The sequence below is a fragment of the Paranoxybacillus vitaminiphilus genome, from assembly GCF_003259935.1.
GTDB lineage: Bacteria > Bacillota > Bacilli > Bacillales > Anoxybacillaceae > Paranoxybacillus > Paranoxybacillus vitaminiphilus.
The window spans coordinates 21,450-36,671 of sequence record NZ_QLMH01000009.1 but is presented as its reverse complement, the minus strand read 5'-3'; the positions used below and the strand labels follow the sequence as shown (position 1 = coordinate 36,671).

Annotated in this window: 17 protein-coding genes, 1 pseudogene and 1 riboswitch; of the genes and pseudogenes, 6 read left to right on the top strand and 12 right to left on the bottom strand. The window is 40.3% G+C overall.

All coding sequences use genetic code 11. From position 1 onward, the window contains the following. Positions 1-4: 4 nt before the first annotated feature. Positions 5-113, bottom strand: a riboswitch (SAM riboswitch). 110 nt (positions 114-223) lie between these two features. The 11 genes and pseudogenes from B0I26_RS18615 to B0I26_RS11140 form a co-directional block, all read right to left on the bottom strand. After that, positions 224-382, bottom strand: a pseudogene (locus B0I26_RS18615) (PLP-dependent transferase); the annotation flags it as partial. After that, on the bottom strand, positions 383-586 hold the full coding sequence (locus B0I26_RS18610; RefSeq protein ID WP_245934767.1) for a PLP-dependent transferase: 204 nt from the start codon (positions 584-586) through the stop codon (positions 383-385). It lies immediately after the preceding pseudogene. Continuing rightward, positions 580-951: a sterol-binding protein gene (locus B0I26_RS11180; protein WP_181502853.1), complete on the bottom strand. Its 372-nt coding sequence runs from the start codon at positions 949-951 to the stop codon at positions 580-582. The genes B0I26_RS18610 and B0I26_RS11180 overlap by 7 nt, the downstream gene beginning before the upstream one ends. 300 nt (positions 952-1,251) lie before the next feature. Continuing rightward, a complete protein-coding gene (locus B0I26_RS11175) occupies positions 1,252-1,560 on the bottom strand; it encodes a thioredoxin family protein (RefSeq protein WP_111645521.1) in 309 nt (102 codons plus the stop codon). A gap of 20 nt (positions 1,561-1,580) precedes the next feature. Then, positions 1,581-1,928, bottom strand: a complete 348-nt coding sequence (locus B0I26_RS11170; RefSeq protein ID WP_111645520.1) for a toprim domain-containing protein — start codon at positions 1,926-1,928, stop codon at positions 1,581-1,583. 239 nt (positions 1,929-2,167) lie between these two features. After that, complete coding sequence (locus B0I26_RS11165; protein ID WP_111645519.1) at positions 2,168-2,413, bottom strand: YusG family protein; 246 nt, start codon at positions 2,411-2,413, stop codon at positions 2,168-2,170. 61 nt (positions 2,414-2,474) lie between these two features. After that, positions 2,475-2,858 (bottom strand): glycine cleavage system protein GcvH, encoded by a 384-nt coding sequence (gene gcvH, locus B0I26_RS11160; protein WP_111645518.1) that lies wholly within the window; start codon positions 2,856-2,858, stop codon positions 2,475-2,477. 78 nt (positions 2,859-2,936) lie between these two features. Continuing rightward, complete coding sequence (locus tag B0I26_RS11155; RefSeq protein WP_111645517.1) at positions 2,937-3,293, bottom strand: arsenate reductase family protein; 357 nt, start codon at positions 3,291-3,293, stop codon at positions 2,937-2,939. Between the two features lie 146 nt (positions 3,294-3,439). Next, positions 3,440-5,224, bottom strand: coding sequence for an acyl-CoA dehydrogenase family protein (locus B0I26_RS11150; RefSeq protein ID WP_111645516.1), 1,785 nt, complete (start codon positions 5,222-5,224; stop codon positions 3,440-3,442). A gap of 84 nt (positions 5,225-5,308) precedes the next feature. Beyond that, positions 5,309-6,487 carry an acetyl-CoA C-acetyltransferase gene (locus B0I26_RS11145; RefSeq protein WP_111645515.1) on the bottom strand — a complete coding sequence of 393 codons (1,179 nt, stop codon included), beginning with the start codon at positions 6,485-6,487 and terminating at the stop codon, positions 5,309-5,311. A gap of 112 nt (positions 6,488-6,599) precedes the next feature. Continuing rightward, on the bottom strand, positions 6,600-8,984 hold the full coding sequence (locus B0I26_RS11140; protein WP_111645514.1) for a 3-hydroxyacyl-CoA dehydrogenase/enoyl-CoA hydratase family protein: 2,385 nt from the start codon (positions 8,982-8,984) through the stop codon (positions 6,600-6,602). A 198-nt stretch (positions 8,985-9,182) separates the two neighbouring features. Here B0I26_RS11140 and B0I26_RS11135 point away from each other — a divergent pair, with 198 nt between their 5' ends. After that, entirely contained in the window at positions 9,183-9,332 is a 150-nt protein-coding gene (locus B0I26_RS11135) for a YuzL family protein (RefSeq protein WP_111645513.1), read from the top strand. A gap of 117 nt (positions 9,333-9,449) precedes the next feature. On the opposite strand, the gene B0I26_RS11130 is transcribed toward B0I26_RS11135, so the two are convergent. Continuing rightward, complete coding sequence (locus B0I26_RS11130) at positions 9,450-10,367, bottom strand: proline dehydrogenase family protein (RefSeq protein ID WP_111645512.1); 918 nt, start codon at positions 10,365-10,367, stop codon at positions 9,450-9,452. 181 nt (positions 10,368-10,548) lie between these two features. On the opposite strand from B0I26_RS11130, the gene B0I26_RS11125 reads away from it, so the two are divergent. The 5 genes from B0I26_RS11125 (at position 10,549) to B0I26_RS11105 (ending at position 15,087) form a co-directional block, all read left to right on the top strand. Further along, complete coding sequence (locus B0I26_RS11125) at positions 10,549-10,809, top strand: hypothetical protein (RefSeq protein ID WP_111645511.1); 261 nt, start codon at positions 10,549-10,551, stop codon at positions 10,807-10,809. A 17-nt stretch (positions 10,810-10,826) separates the two neighbouring features. Next, positions 10,827-11,159: a spore coat protein gene (locus tag B0I26_RS11120; protein ID WP_111645510.1), complete on the top strand. Its 333-nt coding sequence runs from the start codon at positions 10,827-10,829 to the stop codon at positions 11,157-11,159. A gap of 244 nt (positions 11,160-11,403) precedes the next feature. After that, entirely contained in the window at positions 11,404-12,912 is a 1,509-nt protein-coding gene (locus B0I26_RS11115) for a spore germination protein (RefSeq protein WP_111645509.1), read from the top strand. Between the two features lie 22 nt (positions 12,913-12,934). After that, positions 12,935-14,023 carry a GerAB/ArcD/ProY family transporter gene (locus tag B0I26_RS11110; protein ID WP_111645508.1) on the top strand — a complete coding sequence of 363 codons (1,089 nt, stop codon included), beginning with the start codon at positions 12,935-12,937 and terminating at the stop codon, positions 14,021-14,023. Next, positions 14,020-15,087: a Ger(x)C family spore germination protein gene (locus B0I26_RS11105; protein WP_111645507.1), complete on the top strand. Its 1,068-nt coding sequence runs from the start codon at positions 14,020-14,022 to the stop codon at positions 15,085-15,087. Before B0I26_RS11110 ends, B0I26_RS11105 begins: the two co-directional genes overlap by 4 nt. Positions 15,088-15,222 lie beyond the last annotated feature (135 nt).

Below are 15,222 nucleotides of genomic sequence, written 5' to 3'. Positions count from 1 at the left end.
CTGTCTCTTATCTTCCAAAGCAAGCGCTTTGTGTGAATTGGCACCTTTTCAGCGAAAAAGCTGACGGTTGCCGGGCTTCATTGGGCACATCCCTCCGCCTCTCTTGATAAGAGCATCTATTGTGGCTTATTCAGTTAAAACTTAATCAATTCAAGCATTATCATAAATTACAAATGTGATTCTAGCACGCAGGATATACAGTGTCAACAAAAACTTTTCTCCTCTATTGCGACAAAGATAAATTCGAGCTAAGTCCGGTAGCTGCTGCAATCGCCTGTTCTAAATCTTCAATTAAATCATCGACATTTTCGATTCCAACAGACAGGCGAATTAAATCTTCTGTCACGCCAGATGCTTTTAGCTTTTCAGCGCTTAACTGCTGTTATACCAATCCAAGCAGCCACTCCACTTTGTCAATATCGGCACTGCGTTCAATCGAACGGCACAAATAAGATGTTGCAAATGTATTATCAATAATAAGCGGAATTCCAGCCTCATGAGCAATATTACAACGCCAACCAAGTACATGCAGGCTTGGATTGTCGTTGGCTCGAATTGTATCACTTATTCTTCCTCGCGTCAACAATTATCTGTATATTTCCAATTAACAGATAAATAGGTTTTCCCTAAATGAAAAATCGACTCTAAAAGAAGCATATGCCGAAAGCTTCCAACAACCGAAAGCTCTTTCAGGCGCATTTGCTGCTGCAGTTTTAATTCTCCGGTTAAGAGTGTGTGAATCGCTTCTGCTGAACCACGAATCGTTAAAAGTCTTTGTTCATCTTCCTCTTCTTTTTTCTTTTCTGTACCGTTCTTAGAAATCGCAAAAACAATATTCTCATTTTCCCATTCAAAGCGAATATAGATACGCTCCTCAGGCAAAAGTGGCGATAAATGACTCGATGTTTGAATTCTCTCAATAAATTGCTGAATTAACCCTTGAATTTTCACGATTCGCCCGCCCCCTTGTTTATTTCTCTGCAATGTACATTTCCATAGGAAAGCTTGCGAATCCTTTATGAACTTCTCGACAAATTCCTGGTCAAATAAGCTTTTCTAAACAATACTGCCTCTGTTTTTTAAAATTTCCCGAGAAATATGTCAAAAAAAGTAGTATTTTTGATTATTTTTTCAATAAAAAAGGCTGAACCATAAGCGTCTGACCTCACGTGCATTTCACCATATACGTTCATTTATCTGCTTCTATATATATTGTGTGACGGGGTCTGACACTTGTTTTTGGCCAGCTCTTTATAAAAAAGATTTGATTGTTTCATATAAATATGGCACAGAGTGAAAAGCATATATCTTTTTCGCTAATTTCCCATTACAAAATAGAAGCAAACACGGAACACTTTCAATGTTCCATTCGACAGCACGCTCTGGTATATAGTTAATATCTGTTTTACAAAATGTAATATGCGGAAACAGCTCTTTTACAATTTCAAGCATTCGGCCTGCTAATTGGCATGTTCCACATATCGGTGTATACAAATATACACATACAATGCTTTCCTGTTCAATGACTTGATCAATTTGTGCTAAAGTTAAAGAATCCATCGTTTCAGTCTTCACACCTTTTACAAATACTCAGTATGCACATCAATATTGGCGCTTAACAACACCGCGGCAATATGCTGTTTCGGTGCTGCGGCCACTTCGCGATACATTCGGTCAATGTATAAATGCTCGGCTTCCGGAAATTCTCTCATGAATTGTTTACGGAGCTTCTCCCCCGCTTCATCAGAGTCTACTAATATAAATACTTCCTTATTATATAGTTCGTCAATTAGTTCATCCAATTTTGCATAGCTAATCGTTCCGTTCGTGCAAATAATTTCAACGGGCTCTTTAATGATGCTCTCAAGCTTTTTTTTATCAGAGCGTCCTTCTACAATAATCACTTTTTCTACTTGTACAGTTGCCATCGTCATCACCTAATCAAAAAGATTACATATATTTTATTCGATATAATGATAAAAATCTCCTTTCAACTCCCATGGAAGAACGAATGAACTTCCATCATCAGTGGTGAAGCTCACTTCATGGACGGCTAACGAATAACAAAAAAAGGAGGCTGACCGGATAAGTGTCTGACCTCACGTAGTGTTGTTATTTATTGTTATGTCCTTATATTTATGATCGTTGTAGAGTCTAACGGCCGCTTCTAACACCATCCGCTTTCACTGCCGCAATCGACATATTTTTCGTCAGGTGATGTTGTTACCGTTACGTACTTGTAAATTTTATTTTGTTCCTGTGCATAACCATTTTTTAATTCAACTATATTTCCTGATTGATTGAGAAGAATACGTCCAATTTGCTCATTTTCATCAAATAATTGAACTTCTCCGTTTGCAAGTTTGCCGACAATACGGCCGGTTACTTCTAAACGTTTTTGCTCTAATACCATAAAAAAGACACCCTTTCTGCAATCATTTTGCTAATAGGGTGTCCAAAATTTGAACAATCAATCAGCTTTCCTTAATCATTTCCTCATATTGTTCCGCTGTCAAAAGGTTGTCCACTTCGCCTAAATCGGAAGGTTCAACGACGATCATCCATGCTTTTTCATATGGAGATTCGTTCACAAACTCCGGATTATCGTTTAACTGTTCATTTACTTCAACCACTTTTCCGCTGATTGGCGCATACAATTCGGAAACCGTTTTTACAGATTCAACACTGCCAAACGGTTCATTCGCTGTAATTTCTGTGCCCACTTCAGGAAGCTCTACGAATACAATATCGCCTAATTCAGACTGCGCGAAATCCGTAATGCCGATACGCACTTTGTCACCTTCAACGAGCACCCATTCATGCTCTTCTGAATAACGCAATTCTTTTGGTGTGTTCATGTCAAGTCCCTCCAACAACAAGTGTGTTCTTTTTAATAATAACCGATTTTTCAGAAAAACTCACCGACTCTGTGGCGTTTATTCAAAAAATTTTTGATACTCTTCTTCTTTAAAACCCACTGCTACTTTTTCGCCGTCAGTCAAAATCGGCCGTTTAATGAGCATTCCGTCTGATGCGAGAATGTCAAGCAGCTCTTCTTCAGTAGCTGTATTCACTTTATCTTTCATGCCCAATTCACGGTATTTCATTCCGCTTGTATTAAAAAATTTTTTCAGCGGCAACCCGCTTTTTCGATAAAGCTGTGCCAATTCTTCTCTTGAAGGAGGATTTTCTGCAATATGTACCTCATGAACGGAAATGCCATGGTCTTCTAACCATTTTTTCGCTTTTCGACATGTGCCGCATTTCGGATACCAATAAAATGTGAACGCCATCTCTCTATCACCCTTTACAAGCAAAGTGGCTGACCCAAAAGCCAAGTGTCAGACCCCGCAACACAATATATAGAACATAACATTGGATACTATATATTGTGAAAAACACGTGAGGTCAGACACTTATGGTCAGCCCCTTTCCATTATTACACAATATAGCGTTCTGCTTCAATTAATGCGGCAGCTGCTTCACGTTTTTTCGCAATGACATTGATTGGTGTATGGCGTGTCAATTTGCGCAATGCTGATAACATCATGCGCAATGTATCGCCTTGCTCAACGGCGACGAGCGTTTCTTTCGCATGCGCTTCAATTTCATTGAACGCTTCTTGGCAGAAAATTTGCGTATAAAGAACTTTTTGTTTGTTTTTCTCAAGACCTGATTTTTGAACCGCTTTTTCCGTACGGAGCAAAGCGGATTCCATTGCATATATGTTGCTTACGATATCAGCAATATTGACTAAAATCTCTTGCTCTTTTTCCAGCTTCTGACCAAATTTTTGTGCCGCTAATCCAGCAACCATCAGAGCGATTTTCTTCGCATTGCGGACAAGATATTTTTCCTGCTCTAACACGCCGTCGCCAACTTCTTCAGGCATTAACATCATTAGCTCTTCCTGAAGCTGCTGCGCTTTTTGTAAAAGTGGAAGTTCTCCTTTCATCGCCTTGCGTAAATACATGCCCGGCACTAGCAAACGGTTAATTTCGTTCGTGCCTTCGAAAATACGGTTAATGCGGGAGTCACGGTAAATCCGCTCGATTTCATATTCTTGCATAAAACCGTAACCGCCGTGAATTTGCACACCTTCATCCGCAATATAATCCAATGTTTCAGTCGCAAAAAATTTGTTTAGTGAACATTCAATCGCATATTCAGCAATCGATTTTGCCACTTCTTTACCATCTCTTACTTGTTCCTCTGTCAGTTGGCTCATTCTCTCTTCAAACAGGCCTACTGTGCGATAAACGGAGCTTTCTGTTGCGTACAGCTTTGCCGCCATCGTCGCTAATTTTTCTTGCGTTAATGTAAATTGAGAAATCGGTGTTTTAAATTGCTGACGTTGGTTGGCATATTGAATCGTAATTTCCAACGCCCGTTTCGAAGCGCCGACCGCTCCGACACCGAGCTTATAGCGGCCGATATTTAAAATGTTAAAGGCAATCACATGTCCTTTGCCGACTTCGCCAAGCAGGTTTTCTTTTGGTACAAGGGCATCTTGTAAAATTAATGTGCGTGTCGAAGAGCTTTTAATTCCCATTTTCTTTTCTTCCGCACCTGTTGAAACGCCCGGAAAGTCACGCTCGACGATAAACGCGGAGAAATGCTCGCCATCTACTTTTGCATAGACAACAAACACATCAGCAAAGCCGGCATTTGTAATCCATTGTTTTTCTCCGTTTAAAATGTAGTGTGTGCCTTCTGCATTTAACTTTGCCGTTGTTTTTGCTCCTAATGCATCCGAACCGGAACCCGGCTCAGTCAGCGCATAAGCAGCAATCTTTTCACCTGTCGCTAATGCTGGAAGATATGTTTTCTTCTGCTCTTCTGTACCGAATAATACAATTGGCAGTGAACCGATACCGACATGGGCACCGTGGGTGATGGAGAAACCGCCGGCACGTGCCATTTTCTCAGCGATTAATGCCGAGCTTACTTTATCTAAGCCAAGCCCGCCATACTCCTCCGGAACGTCCGCTCCTAAAAGACCTAACTCCCCTGCCTCTTTTAATAGTATTACAGAGCGGTCAAACTCATGATTTTCCAGATGTTCCAGCTGCGGAACCACCTCGTTGACAACAAACTCTTCTGTTGTTTTGGCAATCATTTTATGCTCATCTGTGAAATCTTCCGGAGTAAACACCCGCTCGCATGGAACATCTTCAATTAAAAAGCTGCCGCCTTTAATCACATGATCAAGCGCTTTTGTCATTTGATAACTCCTCCTTCATTTTTTATCATTGCTCACAATTGAACAACAAGTCGTCATTTCTATAAAACTTTCATTCTTTTTCAATTAAGAAATCAGCTCAAATACTCCCGCTGCTCCCATGCCGCCGCCGATACACATCGTCACAATTCCAAATTGTTCATTACGGCGCCGCATTTCATAAAGCAAGGATAATGTCAGCTTTGTCCCTGTGCAGCCAAGCGGGTGACCAAGCGCAATCGCTCCGCCGTTGACGTTTACTTTTTCCTCATCTAATCCAAGTTCGCGAATGACTTGAATAGCTTGGGAAGCAAAGGCTTCATTTAGTTCAATCAAGCCGATATCGGAAAGCTCAAGTCCGGCAAGCTGCAACGCTTTCGGAATGGCTGCCACCGGGCCGATTCCCATTACTTCAGGCGGCACTCCGGCAACGGCAAACGAACGGAATTTGCCAAGCGGTTTTAAACCGAGAGACTCTGCCTTTTCACGGTCCATCACCATGACTGCCGCAGCACCGTCACTTGTTTGCGATGCGTTTCCAGCCGTTACCGTTCCGTTTACGGCAAATGCCGGACGCAGTTTTGCTAACGTTGCCATATTCGTATCTGGACGAACCCCTTCATCTTCAGAGAACAGCACTGTTTTTTCCACTAGCTTGTTATCTTCAGAAACAGTCCGCACCGTTACTTCAACCGGCACAATTTCATCGACGAACTTTCCTTCACGGATCGCTTTCGCGGCACGCTGATGACTGCGAACAGCAAATGCATCTTGATCTTCGCGGCTGATGCCATACTTTTTCGCCACCTGTTCCGCTGTATGTCCCATGGACATATAGTATTCCGGAGCATTTTCGGCGATTTTCACGTTTGGACGAACGACATGCCCCATCATTGGTACAAGGCTCATCGATTCAACACCGCCTGCGATAACCGTGTCGGATTGTCCGAGCATAATTCGCTCCGCTGCATAGGCAATCGCCTGTAATCCCGATGAGCAATAACGATTAATCGTAATCGCCGGCACGGTATAAGGCAATCCTGCCAATGCTCCGATGTTTCTTGCCACATTTAACCCTTGCTCCGCTTCCGGCATTGCGCAGCCAATAATTAAATCATCGATATTTCCTTCATAATTTCCGGCGCGTTTTAATGTTTCTTTGACAACGAGAGCCCCCAAATCGTCCGGCCTCACGTTTGCAAGCGTGCCTTTTTTCGCCTTTCCAACCGGTGTACGCGCTCCAGCAACAATGACCGCTTCTCTCACAATATTCCCCCCTGTTTCTTGTTTTCGTGATGCTGACCTATCAGTGTACATGACCGTATATAGTTTGATTGAGCCACTATATTGTGTTATCAGCTCTGATCAGCTGCGCAAATTAGTTGCGCAGCGGCTTACCTTTTACAAGCATATGCTGCATTCTTGCCTGCGATTTCGGCTCGCCAACTAAACTTAAAAATGCTTCACGCTCTAAATCTAGTAAATATTGCTCGTCAACTTCCGTACCGTACGGAACTTTTCCGCCGGCAATGACATACGCCAACTTTTTCGCAATTTTCAAATCATGTTCAGAAATATAACCTGAATGGTACATTCCTTGTGCAGCAAGCAGCAATGTCGCATAACCTGTTTCGCCGACAACCGGAATTTTCTTGCGAACAGGCGGGCGATAGCCGCTGTCGTATAGCGAGATAACGGCTTGTTTCGCATGATGAAGCAGTTGATCACTGTTCATCGTAATGCCGTCTTTTTCGTTTAAAAAGTTCAATTCGCGCGCTTCTGCGGCCGATGTGGATACTTTCGCCATCGCAATCGTTTCAAATACTTTATTGGCAACTTTTTGTAAGTCGAATTCAACCCCTTTTGGCATGCTGTTCAGATGTTTCATGTATAGTTCTTTATTTCCGCCGCCGCCAGGGATTAAGCCGACACCAACTTCAACAAGTCCCATATACGTTTCGCTTGCCGCTTGAATGCGCGCTGCCGGCAGGCAAATTTCCGCTCCTCCGCCGAGTGTCATCGCAAACGGTGCAACAACAACCGGCTTTGAACTGTATTTAATATTCATCATCGCCTGCTGGAACTGACGGACAACAAGGTCGATTTCGAAATAGTTATCATCTTGCGCTTCCATTAAAATCAGGGCAAGGTTGGCACCGACACAGAAGTTTTTTCCTTGGTTGCCAATCACCAGCCCTTTATAGTTGCGGCCTACTTCTTCAAGCGCATAGTTAATCATTTGCACAATATCTAAGCCGATTGCATTGTTTGGCGAATGGAATTCAAGCAATGCTACATCATCGCCTAAATCGATTAAACTTGCCCCGCTGTTTTTCTTGATCACGCCTTTTTCTTCTTTTAAGCGCTTAATATGAATGACTTTCGGATTTTCCTCAACCGCTTTATATTCACCTTTGTCATAAAATAAAACTTTTCCGTTTTCATTTTTATAGAAAGATGTATGGCCATTGGCGAGCATATCAGTGATCCAAGATGGAACTTGCCGGCCTTCTGCCATCATTTTTCTTACAGACTGTTCGACACCGATCGCATCCCACGTTTCAAACGGGCCGAGTTCCCAGCCAAATCCCCATTTCATCGCACGGTCAATCGCAACGATATCATCAGCAATCTCGCCTAAAAGCTCTGCTGAGTAGAGAAGCACAGGGCTTAAAAGGTTCCAAAGCAATGTACCCGCACGATCATCTGCATATACAAGCGCTTTCAATTTATTCGCAAGTCCTTTTTCCTGCTTGCTCATTTCCGTAGCTGCTGTTTTTAATTGTTTACGCGGTTCATACTCAAGCGTTTTATAATTTAGTTCTAAAATGTCTTTTCCCTGTTTTAAGAAAAATCCCTGTCCTGATTTGCTGCCAAGCCATCCTTTTTCAAGCATCGCTTTCATAAACTCCGGAACGCGGAACACTTCTTTTTCATCGCCTTCGACCTTTTCAAATACGTTATTGGCGACATGAACAAACGTGTCTAATCCAACAACATCAAGGGTGCGGAACGTTGCACTCTTCGGCCGGCCAATAAGCGGACCTGTAACCGAATCAACTTCACCGACGCTGTATCCGCCGTTCACCATTTCCCTTACTGTTACGAGTAAACCGTACGTACCAATTCGGTTGGCAATAAAGTTTGGTGTATCTTTGGCAACAACTACTCCTTTACCAAGAACATCTTCGCCAAATGTTTTCATAAACGCCAGCACTTCTGGATCCGTGTCTTTTGTTGGAATGATTTCAAGCAATTTTAAATAGCGGGGCGGGTTAAAAAAATGTGTGCCTAAAAAATGTTTTTTGAAATCTTCGGAGCGGCCTTCGCTCATCGCTTCAACAGAAATGCCAGATGTATTGGAGCTGACGATGCTTCCAGGCTTCCTTACTTCGTCCACCTTGGCAAATACATTCTTCTTTATTTCTAAATTTTCAACGACAACTTCAATAATCCAATCCGCTTCTGCTAAACGGTGGAAATCGTCCTCGAAGTTGCCTACTTCGATTAAAGCCAAATTTTCTTTCGAAGTAAGCGGTGCCGGTTTTTGTTTAAGCAGTTTCTGCAATGCTTGATTGACAAAACGATTGCGCACTTCTTTATGTTCAAGCGTAAGCCCTTTTGCTTCTTCTTCTTTTGTTAATTCACGCGGAACGATATCTAGCAGTAAAGTTGGAATTCCGACGTTTGCTAGATGAGCGGCAATCCCTGACCCCATGACCCCAGATCCGAGAACCGCTGCTCGCTTAATTCGTTTGACCATGCGATTTCCCCCTTTATATTTATTGAATGAATAATCATTCATTTTTTGTCCAAAAAAATTTGCATTTCATTATTTTTCTAACTTAAATATAGATTATTTTTTAAATTTTCGCAATATATAAACATAGAAAAATTTGGTCCATTTTTTCGACATTGCCTGCCACTTTTTTGGTCAATCTAATAGTGGAGGTGATCAAACTTGGCTAAACAAAAGAGAAACCCATCGAAAGCAGCAGTAAGTGCAGCAAGTGTGAAAGGAAATGCGGGACCAACCGTTGAAATGGACGGCAACGGCAAACAGACGAGTCAAAACCAGCAATATAAAAAAAATAATATGCAAGAGGAATAATTTTAGCGAGGCAGGTCCATATCATCGCTTACCGGAGATCAATGGGACTATTTATTCACAACATATAGCTATACAATATGAAAAATGGATGTCTCTCTAAGAAGACATCCATTTGTTTTATTTGCGCAATATCCCTTTTAATACAAACGCAACGTTTGCTGGACGCTCTGCAAGGCGGCGCATAAAGTAGCCGTACCAGTCTGTTCCGTACGGTACATATACGCGCATCGTATAGCCTTCTTTAACAAGCTGCTCCTGACGTTCCGGACGAATTCCGTATAACATTTGAAACTCAAATTGGTCATTTGGAATGTTATACTCTTTAACTAACTGCTTTGTATATTCAATGATCGCATCATCATGTGTCGCCACAGCTGTGTAGTTTCCATTCAGCAAATGCATCTTAATAATCTTTTTGAAGTTTTCATCCACATCTTTTTTATCCGGAAACGCCACTTCCGGTGACTCTTTGTACGCACCTTTTACAAGACGCAAATTTGGACGATAATCCTTCAAATCTTCAATATCGGACTCCGTACGATATAAATATGCTTGCAGTACGGTGCCGACATTGTCGTATTCTTTTTTCAGCTGCTTGAAAATATCAAGTGTTTTTTGACAGCGAGAATAATCTTCCATATCGATTGTGACAAAAACGCCATGTTCTTTCGCTGCATCTAAAATACGGCGCATATTACGCATAACAAGCTCATCAGAAATATCTAATCCCATTGAAGTCATTTTTAAAGATAGCTGAGAATTTAACTTTTCGCGTCCGATAGCGCGAATGGCTTCAATGGAGTTATCTGCCATTTCATTTGCTTCTCTTTCGTTATCGACAAACTCCCCTAAGTAGTCGATGGTTACAGCAAGACCTTTTCTGTTTAATTCCTTGATGACTTCGACAGCTTTATCGATTGTCTCCCCTGCCACAAAACGAGAAGCGCCAAAACGCAGTCCGTATTTTTTAGCCAAGCTTGTTAATGTTTTATTTTTTGATAAAAATAAGAAAAAGTCGCGCATGAGTTGTTCCATTGCTGTACCCCCTTTATTTCCGTAAACGCATACAACGACACGCATAACTTATTGTAACACTTTTTCATATCATTGAATATCTTTTTTGTCGAAAACATTCGTTTTTTGTCATACGCATATTTTTTCCATAAAGCGGACAATATACACACGAACAACGATACTTTGGAAGGAGCGTTTTATGATGCACCAACAAATGAATATGCAAAATCAACAAGCGGCAATGCAGCAGCCGCCGCAAGTCATTTCCACGAAAGATTCACTTTATCTTACAGACATGATGTCATGGAATTTATTAGCGATGAAAAAAGCTCATTTTTTCGCATCACAATGTCAAGATCGGGAAATTGTAGCAGCCATCGAAAGAGCAGGGCAAATGCATCAACGCCATTATCAAAAGATTTTAAGCCATTTGCAAAATCCTAATCAACCATCACTGCAATAATGAAGGAGGACGCTCAAATGAATCAAACCAAAATTCAAAATCCCGAAACGCAAACACCGAAAACACCGCAAATGAACGAACGCGATTTTCTGAATGACATCTTAACAACAGAAAAATATATGACCCATTCTTACTCGACATTTTTAAATGAGGCAAGCCACAACAGTCTTTATCAAGATGTGTTAAACATTTTTACAGAAACGCAAAACTGTCAACGCGAACTGTATAATTTAATGTTCAAAAAGGGCTGGTACACTCTTGAAGCAGCTGATCAGCAAAAACTGCAACAAACATATCAACAATTTCAAGGATATGCAAACCAATTCCCTTACAACAACATGGTTCAGTAACGCGAACAGAGGCGGCTGTCCCAAAAGCCGCAGGGTCAGACCCCACAACACAATATAATAGGACATAACATTGGATAAATGGCCGATATATTGTGAAGCTCGCGTGAGGTCTAAAGCAAAAAGAAGATGAGTTTATACACAGTAGGGCTCATCTTCTTTTTTCGATTTCGCCGTTACTTATAAATAAAAGTTGGAAAATTACACAAACTATAGTAAATGTTTTTACCTTAGAAGGTGAATGATAATGTTCAATTGGTTTAGCAAGAAGCAAAATAAACAGAAGCAGACGTCATCGTTCAATACAACATCGGAATTACTTCATGTATTGGCACAATCAATGGATTTCGAAAAACAAACTTTTACAAATTCCCATTCACAACAACGTTTTTGGGTGTCGTACATCGTCCCCTTAGTTGATTTCGAAATTGTCCAAAAAAACATTTTGCCTTATTTGCTCCATTCCCCTATTGAAACATTAGATGATATTAAACAGATGATTCCTGTTGAAGATATTATTATTACATCTGATGTTACCACTGCCGAAGAGAAGATGCATGAAGGTTATTTAATTGTACAGTTTCATGAGTTTGCTAGTGAAGGGGCTTTGATTAAGGCACAACGAAACGTTATTAGAAACGTTTCAATCCCTGAAGTAGAATTTAGCGTTGTTGGTCCAAAGGAAACATTTCTCGAATCGCTAGAAATCAATCTACATCTATTACGGAAGCGAATTCCTTGTAATAAATTAACAGTTAAAATCCTTAAAATCGGCAAATTATCAAAAACGAAAATCGCAATTATTTACCTCAAAGGCATTGCCGATGAAGAAAATGTTAACACGGTTACACAAAGAATTAGCGAAATTGATTTTGATCAAATCACAGACAGTTCTTATATTGTACAGTTAATTTCCGATAATCAAAAGTCTCCTTTTCCTCAGCTATTGGATACAGAACGGCCAGACCGGGTAGCTGCCATTCTAGCTGAAGGAAAAGTGGCGATTATTGTTGACGGCTCTCCCCATGCATTAATTGGTCCAACCACATTAGTGGAGTTCTTTTCATCATTTGAAGACTATTTTTTAAACTGGTATATCGCATCGTTTTTTCGTCTCATTCGTTTATTTTCCGTCGCATTTTCCGTATTGATTACGCCTATTTATGTTGCGACACTAAATTATCATTACGAACTAATTCCGAAAGACTTATTAGGCACACTTATTACATCGCGCCGCGAAATTCCCTTCCCTCCTATTTTAGAAGCATTATTTTTAGAGTTGACGATTGAGCTTTTAAGAGAGGCAGGGGCAAGGCTGCCGACAAAAGTCGGTCAGACAATCGGTATCGTGGGAGGTATCGTCATTGGAACAGCTTCAGTTGAAGCAGGTTTAACAAGTAATGTCTTGCTTATTCTTGTTGCTTTAGCAGCACTGGCATCATTTACGACCCCGGTTTATAAAATGGGCAATACCATTCGTTTAATGAGATTTCCGTTCTTATTGTTTGCGGAATTTTGGGGACTGTTAGGTGTCGTGTTCTGCTTTTGCTTTTTAATGGGGCATTTACTTCAGCTAACATCTTTAGGAAGACCGTTTTTGGAGCCGATTTATCCGCTACGAGTGACAGATTTAAAAGATGCGCTCATTCGTTTGCCATTTTCTCAACAATCAAAGCGCCCGCAGCACCTTCGCCCTGAACAGCCAATCCGCTTTTCAAAGAAAAAAGCGAAGCAGAAAAAGGATATTGATGAATGATTTGGGAGGAGCATAATGCAAGATGCAAGCCATTTCCGAACGATTTAAAATTTCTCCATTTCTTGTCTTTTTTGCCGTGTCCTCTATGCAAATCGGTATCGGCGTATTAGGATATCAACGTATTATTGCTAAGTCCGCAGGATACGATGCCTGGATTTCCGTTATATTAGCCGGCATCGCCGGACATATTACTCTATGGATGATGTATTCTATTTTACAAAAAACAAACGGCAGCATTGTCGAGACAAACCAACAAATCTTTGGGAAATTAATCGGCAACATTTTAAACCTTCTTTTAGCGCTGTATTATACAGCACTCGTTGTCGGTGTTCTCCGTACATATATTGAGGTCGTTCAAGTTTGGATGTTCCCGGATTTAAAGATAGAGGTTTTGGCCGCTGCTTTTATGCTGCTTACCATCTATATTGTTTTAGGCGGCTTTCGTGCAGTGGTCGGTGTCTGCTTTTTCAGCATTATTTTGCCGTCTTATTTAATCTTGACGTTCGTTTACACGTTTGAATATGCAAACTTCCGCATGTTATTGCCGATTTTTGACCATTCTATATTAGATATCTTAAAAGCAACAAAAGATATGACGTTAACAATTCTCGGATTTGAAACATTGTTCATTTATTATCCATTTATCAAAAATGCCGGGCAATCGAAAAAATGGGCACATTTAGCCATCCTTTCAACCACCCTTATATATGTTGTAATAACAGTCATTACTTTCGCTTTCTTTAGTGAAAAACAGTTGCAAAAACATATTTGGGCAACTTTATCAATGTGGAAAATCGTTGAAATGCCTTTTATCGAGCGTTTTGAATATCTTGGCATCGCCACCTGGACCATTGTTATATTGCCAAATATTTGTCTCGCTGCTTGGTGTGCATCGCGAATTGTAAAACAGGTTGTAAACATTCAGCAAAAATACGCGTTAATTGTTCTGTCCGTAATTTGTACGGTCGCTGTTTGTCTTATTAAAACACGGGAAAACGTTAACCTGTTGAATGATATGTTAGGATATGTCGGCTTTTATTTTTTATATGGATTTGTTCCGTTCATTTTTATTTTGCTTCACATTATTCATAAAGTGAGGAAAAAAGGATGAAAAAATGGCGTGTTCTTTTGCTGGCTAGCTTCATTATCATTGCTGGCGGCTGCATTCGCAAAAGCATTTTAGACGACATTAACATTCTAACGGTTATAGGATATGACTATATAGACAAAAACTCTATAAAAGGAACCGCTTTAATTCCTGTGTATGAAACAGAAAAGATCTTAAATGAAACATTCACGACAACATCAATCGCAAGCCAAGATATTTTTGAAGAACTGCAGCATGAATCCTCCGACCCAATCGCTCAGGGAAGTTTAGAAATGGTATTATACGGGGAAGAACTTGCAAAAAAAGGAGTTATTCCGATAATTGATACGTTACAGCGCGATTCACGAATTGGAACGAGACTGTATTTAGCAGTTGTGAATGGAACCGCCAACGAATTATTAAAAGGAAAATACGGAACGCGGGGAAATGGAATTTACTTATCAAATTTAATTCGGCAAAACATTGAGCAGCGTGATATTCCAAAAACAAATCTACATAAGTTTTTATATGCATATTACTCAGATGGAAGAGATCCTTTCCTTCCTTATATTCAAAAAGAAAAAGATAAAGTCAAAATCGTCGGTATCGCTTTATTTGACGGCGATCGCATGGTTCATTATATCAAGGAGAGCGATATGTTTTATTTCAAAATTTTAGTCGACCGTTATACAGAAGGAACGTATACGATTCAAATGGCAGACAATCAATACGCTGCTGTTAAAAGTATTGTTACAGATCGGAATTTTTTCTTTTCTGGTTCAAAAGAGCGGCCAAACATTACTGTTGACATCGAATTTAGAGGCATTTTACACGAATATTCGCAGAGAAAATATAACAAGAAAATAAAACAAAAAATTGAAACAACTTTCGAAAAAGAAATTGTAAAAGAAACTAGTAAGCTGATAAAACATTTACAGTCACATCAAATTGACCCAATTGGTTTTGGTGAAGAAGCGAAGAGCCGATATCGCAACTTTAGCTACAAAGCGTTTTATGAAAATTATCCAACTCTTGATATTAAAATAAACGCAAAAGTGACAATCATTGATTCAGGAATTGTGGATTGAACGACTCCCATTTCGAACAAGAACATCTTTGGAAAAATGAAAACCATTCTTTTGTTTGTTCGATGTGATGTGTGAACATGACACAATAGTAACTTTTGAAAAAGAGCTGTTACATGAGCCTCACCCACCTACACT

Bases quoted from the DNA above. Each gene is read 5' to 3' on its own strand.
- B0I26_RS11115 (WP_111645509.1), top strand. From the start codon at position 11,404: ATGTTCAATTGGTTTAGCAAGAAGCAAAATAAACAGAAGCAGACGTCA.
- gcvH (WP_111645518.1), bottom strand. From the start codon at position 2,858: ATGAACACACCAAAAGAATTGCGTTATTCAGAAGAGCATGAATGGGTG.
- B0I26_RS11110 (WP_111645508.1), top strand. From the start codon at position 12,935: ATGCAAGCCATTTCCGAACGATTTAAAATTTCTCCATTTCTTGTCTTT.
- B0I26_RS11170 (WP_111645520.1), bottom strand. From the start codon at position 1,928: ATGGCAACTGTACAAGTAGAAAAAGTGATTATTGTAGAAGGACGCTCT.
- B0I26_RS11120 (WP_111645510.1), top strand. From the start codon at position 10,827: ATGAATCAAACCAAAATTCAAAATCCCGAAACGCAAACACCGAAAACA.
- B0I26_RS11105 (WP_111645507.1), top strand. From the start codon at position 14,020: ATGAAAAAATGGCGTGTTCTTTTGCTGGCTAGCTTCATTATCATTGCT.
- B0I26_RS11140 (WP_111645514.1), bottom strand. From the start codon at position 8,984: ATGGTCAAACGAATTAAGCGAGCAGCGGTTCTCGGATCTGGGGTCATG.
- B0I26_RS11175 (WP_111645521.1), bottom strand. From the start codon at position 1,560: ATGGATTCTTTAACTTTAGCACAAATTGATCAAGTCATTGAACAGGAA.
- B0I26_RS11155 (WP_111645517.1), bottom strand. From the start codon at position 3,293: ATGGCGTTCACATTTTATTGGTATCCGAAATGCGGCACATGTCGAAAA.
- B0I26_RS11150 (WP_111645516.1), bottom strand. From the start codon at position 5,224: ATGACAAAAGCGCTTGATCATGTGATTAAAGGCGGCAGCTTTTTAATT.
- B0I26_RS11130 (WP_111645512.1), bottom strand. From the start codon at position 10,367: ATGGAACAACTCATGCGCGACTTTTTCTTATTTTTATCAAAAAATAAA.
- B0I26_RS11125 (WP_111645511.1), top strand. From the start codon at position 10,549: ATGCACCAACAAATGAATATGCAAAATCAACAAGCGGCAATGCAGCAG.
- B0I26_RS11165 (WP_111645519.1), bottom strand. From the start codon at position 2,413: ATGGTATTAGAGCAAAAACGTTTAGAAGTAACCGGCCGTATTGTCGGC.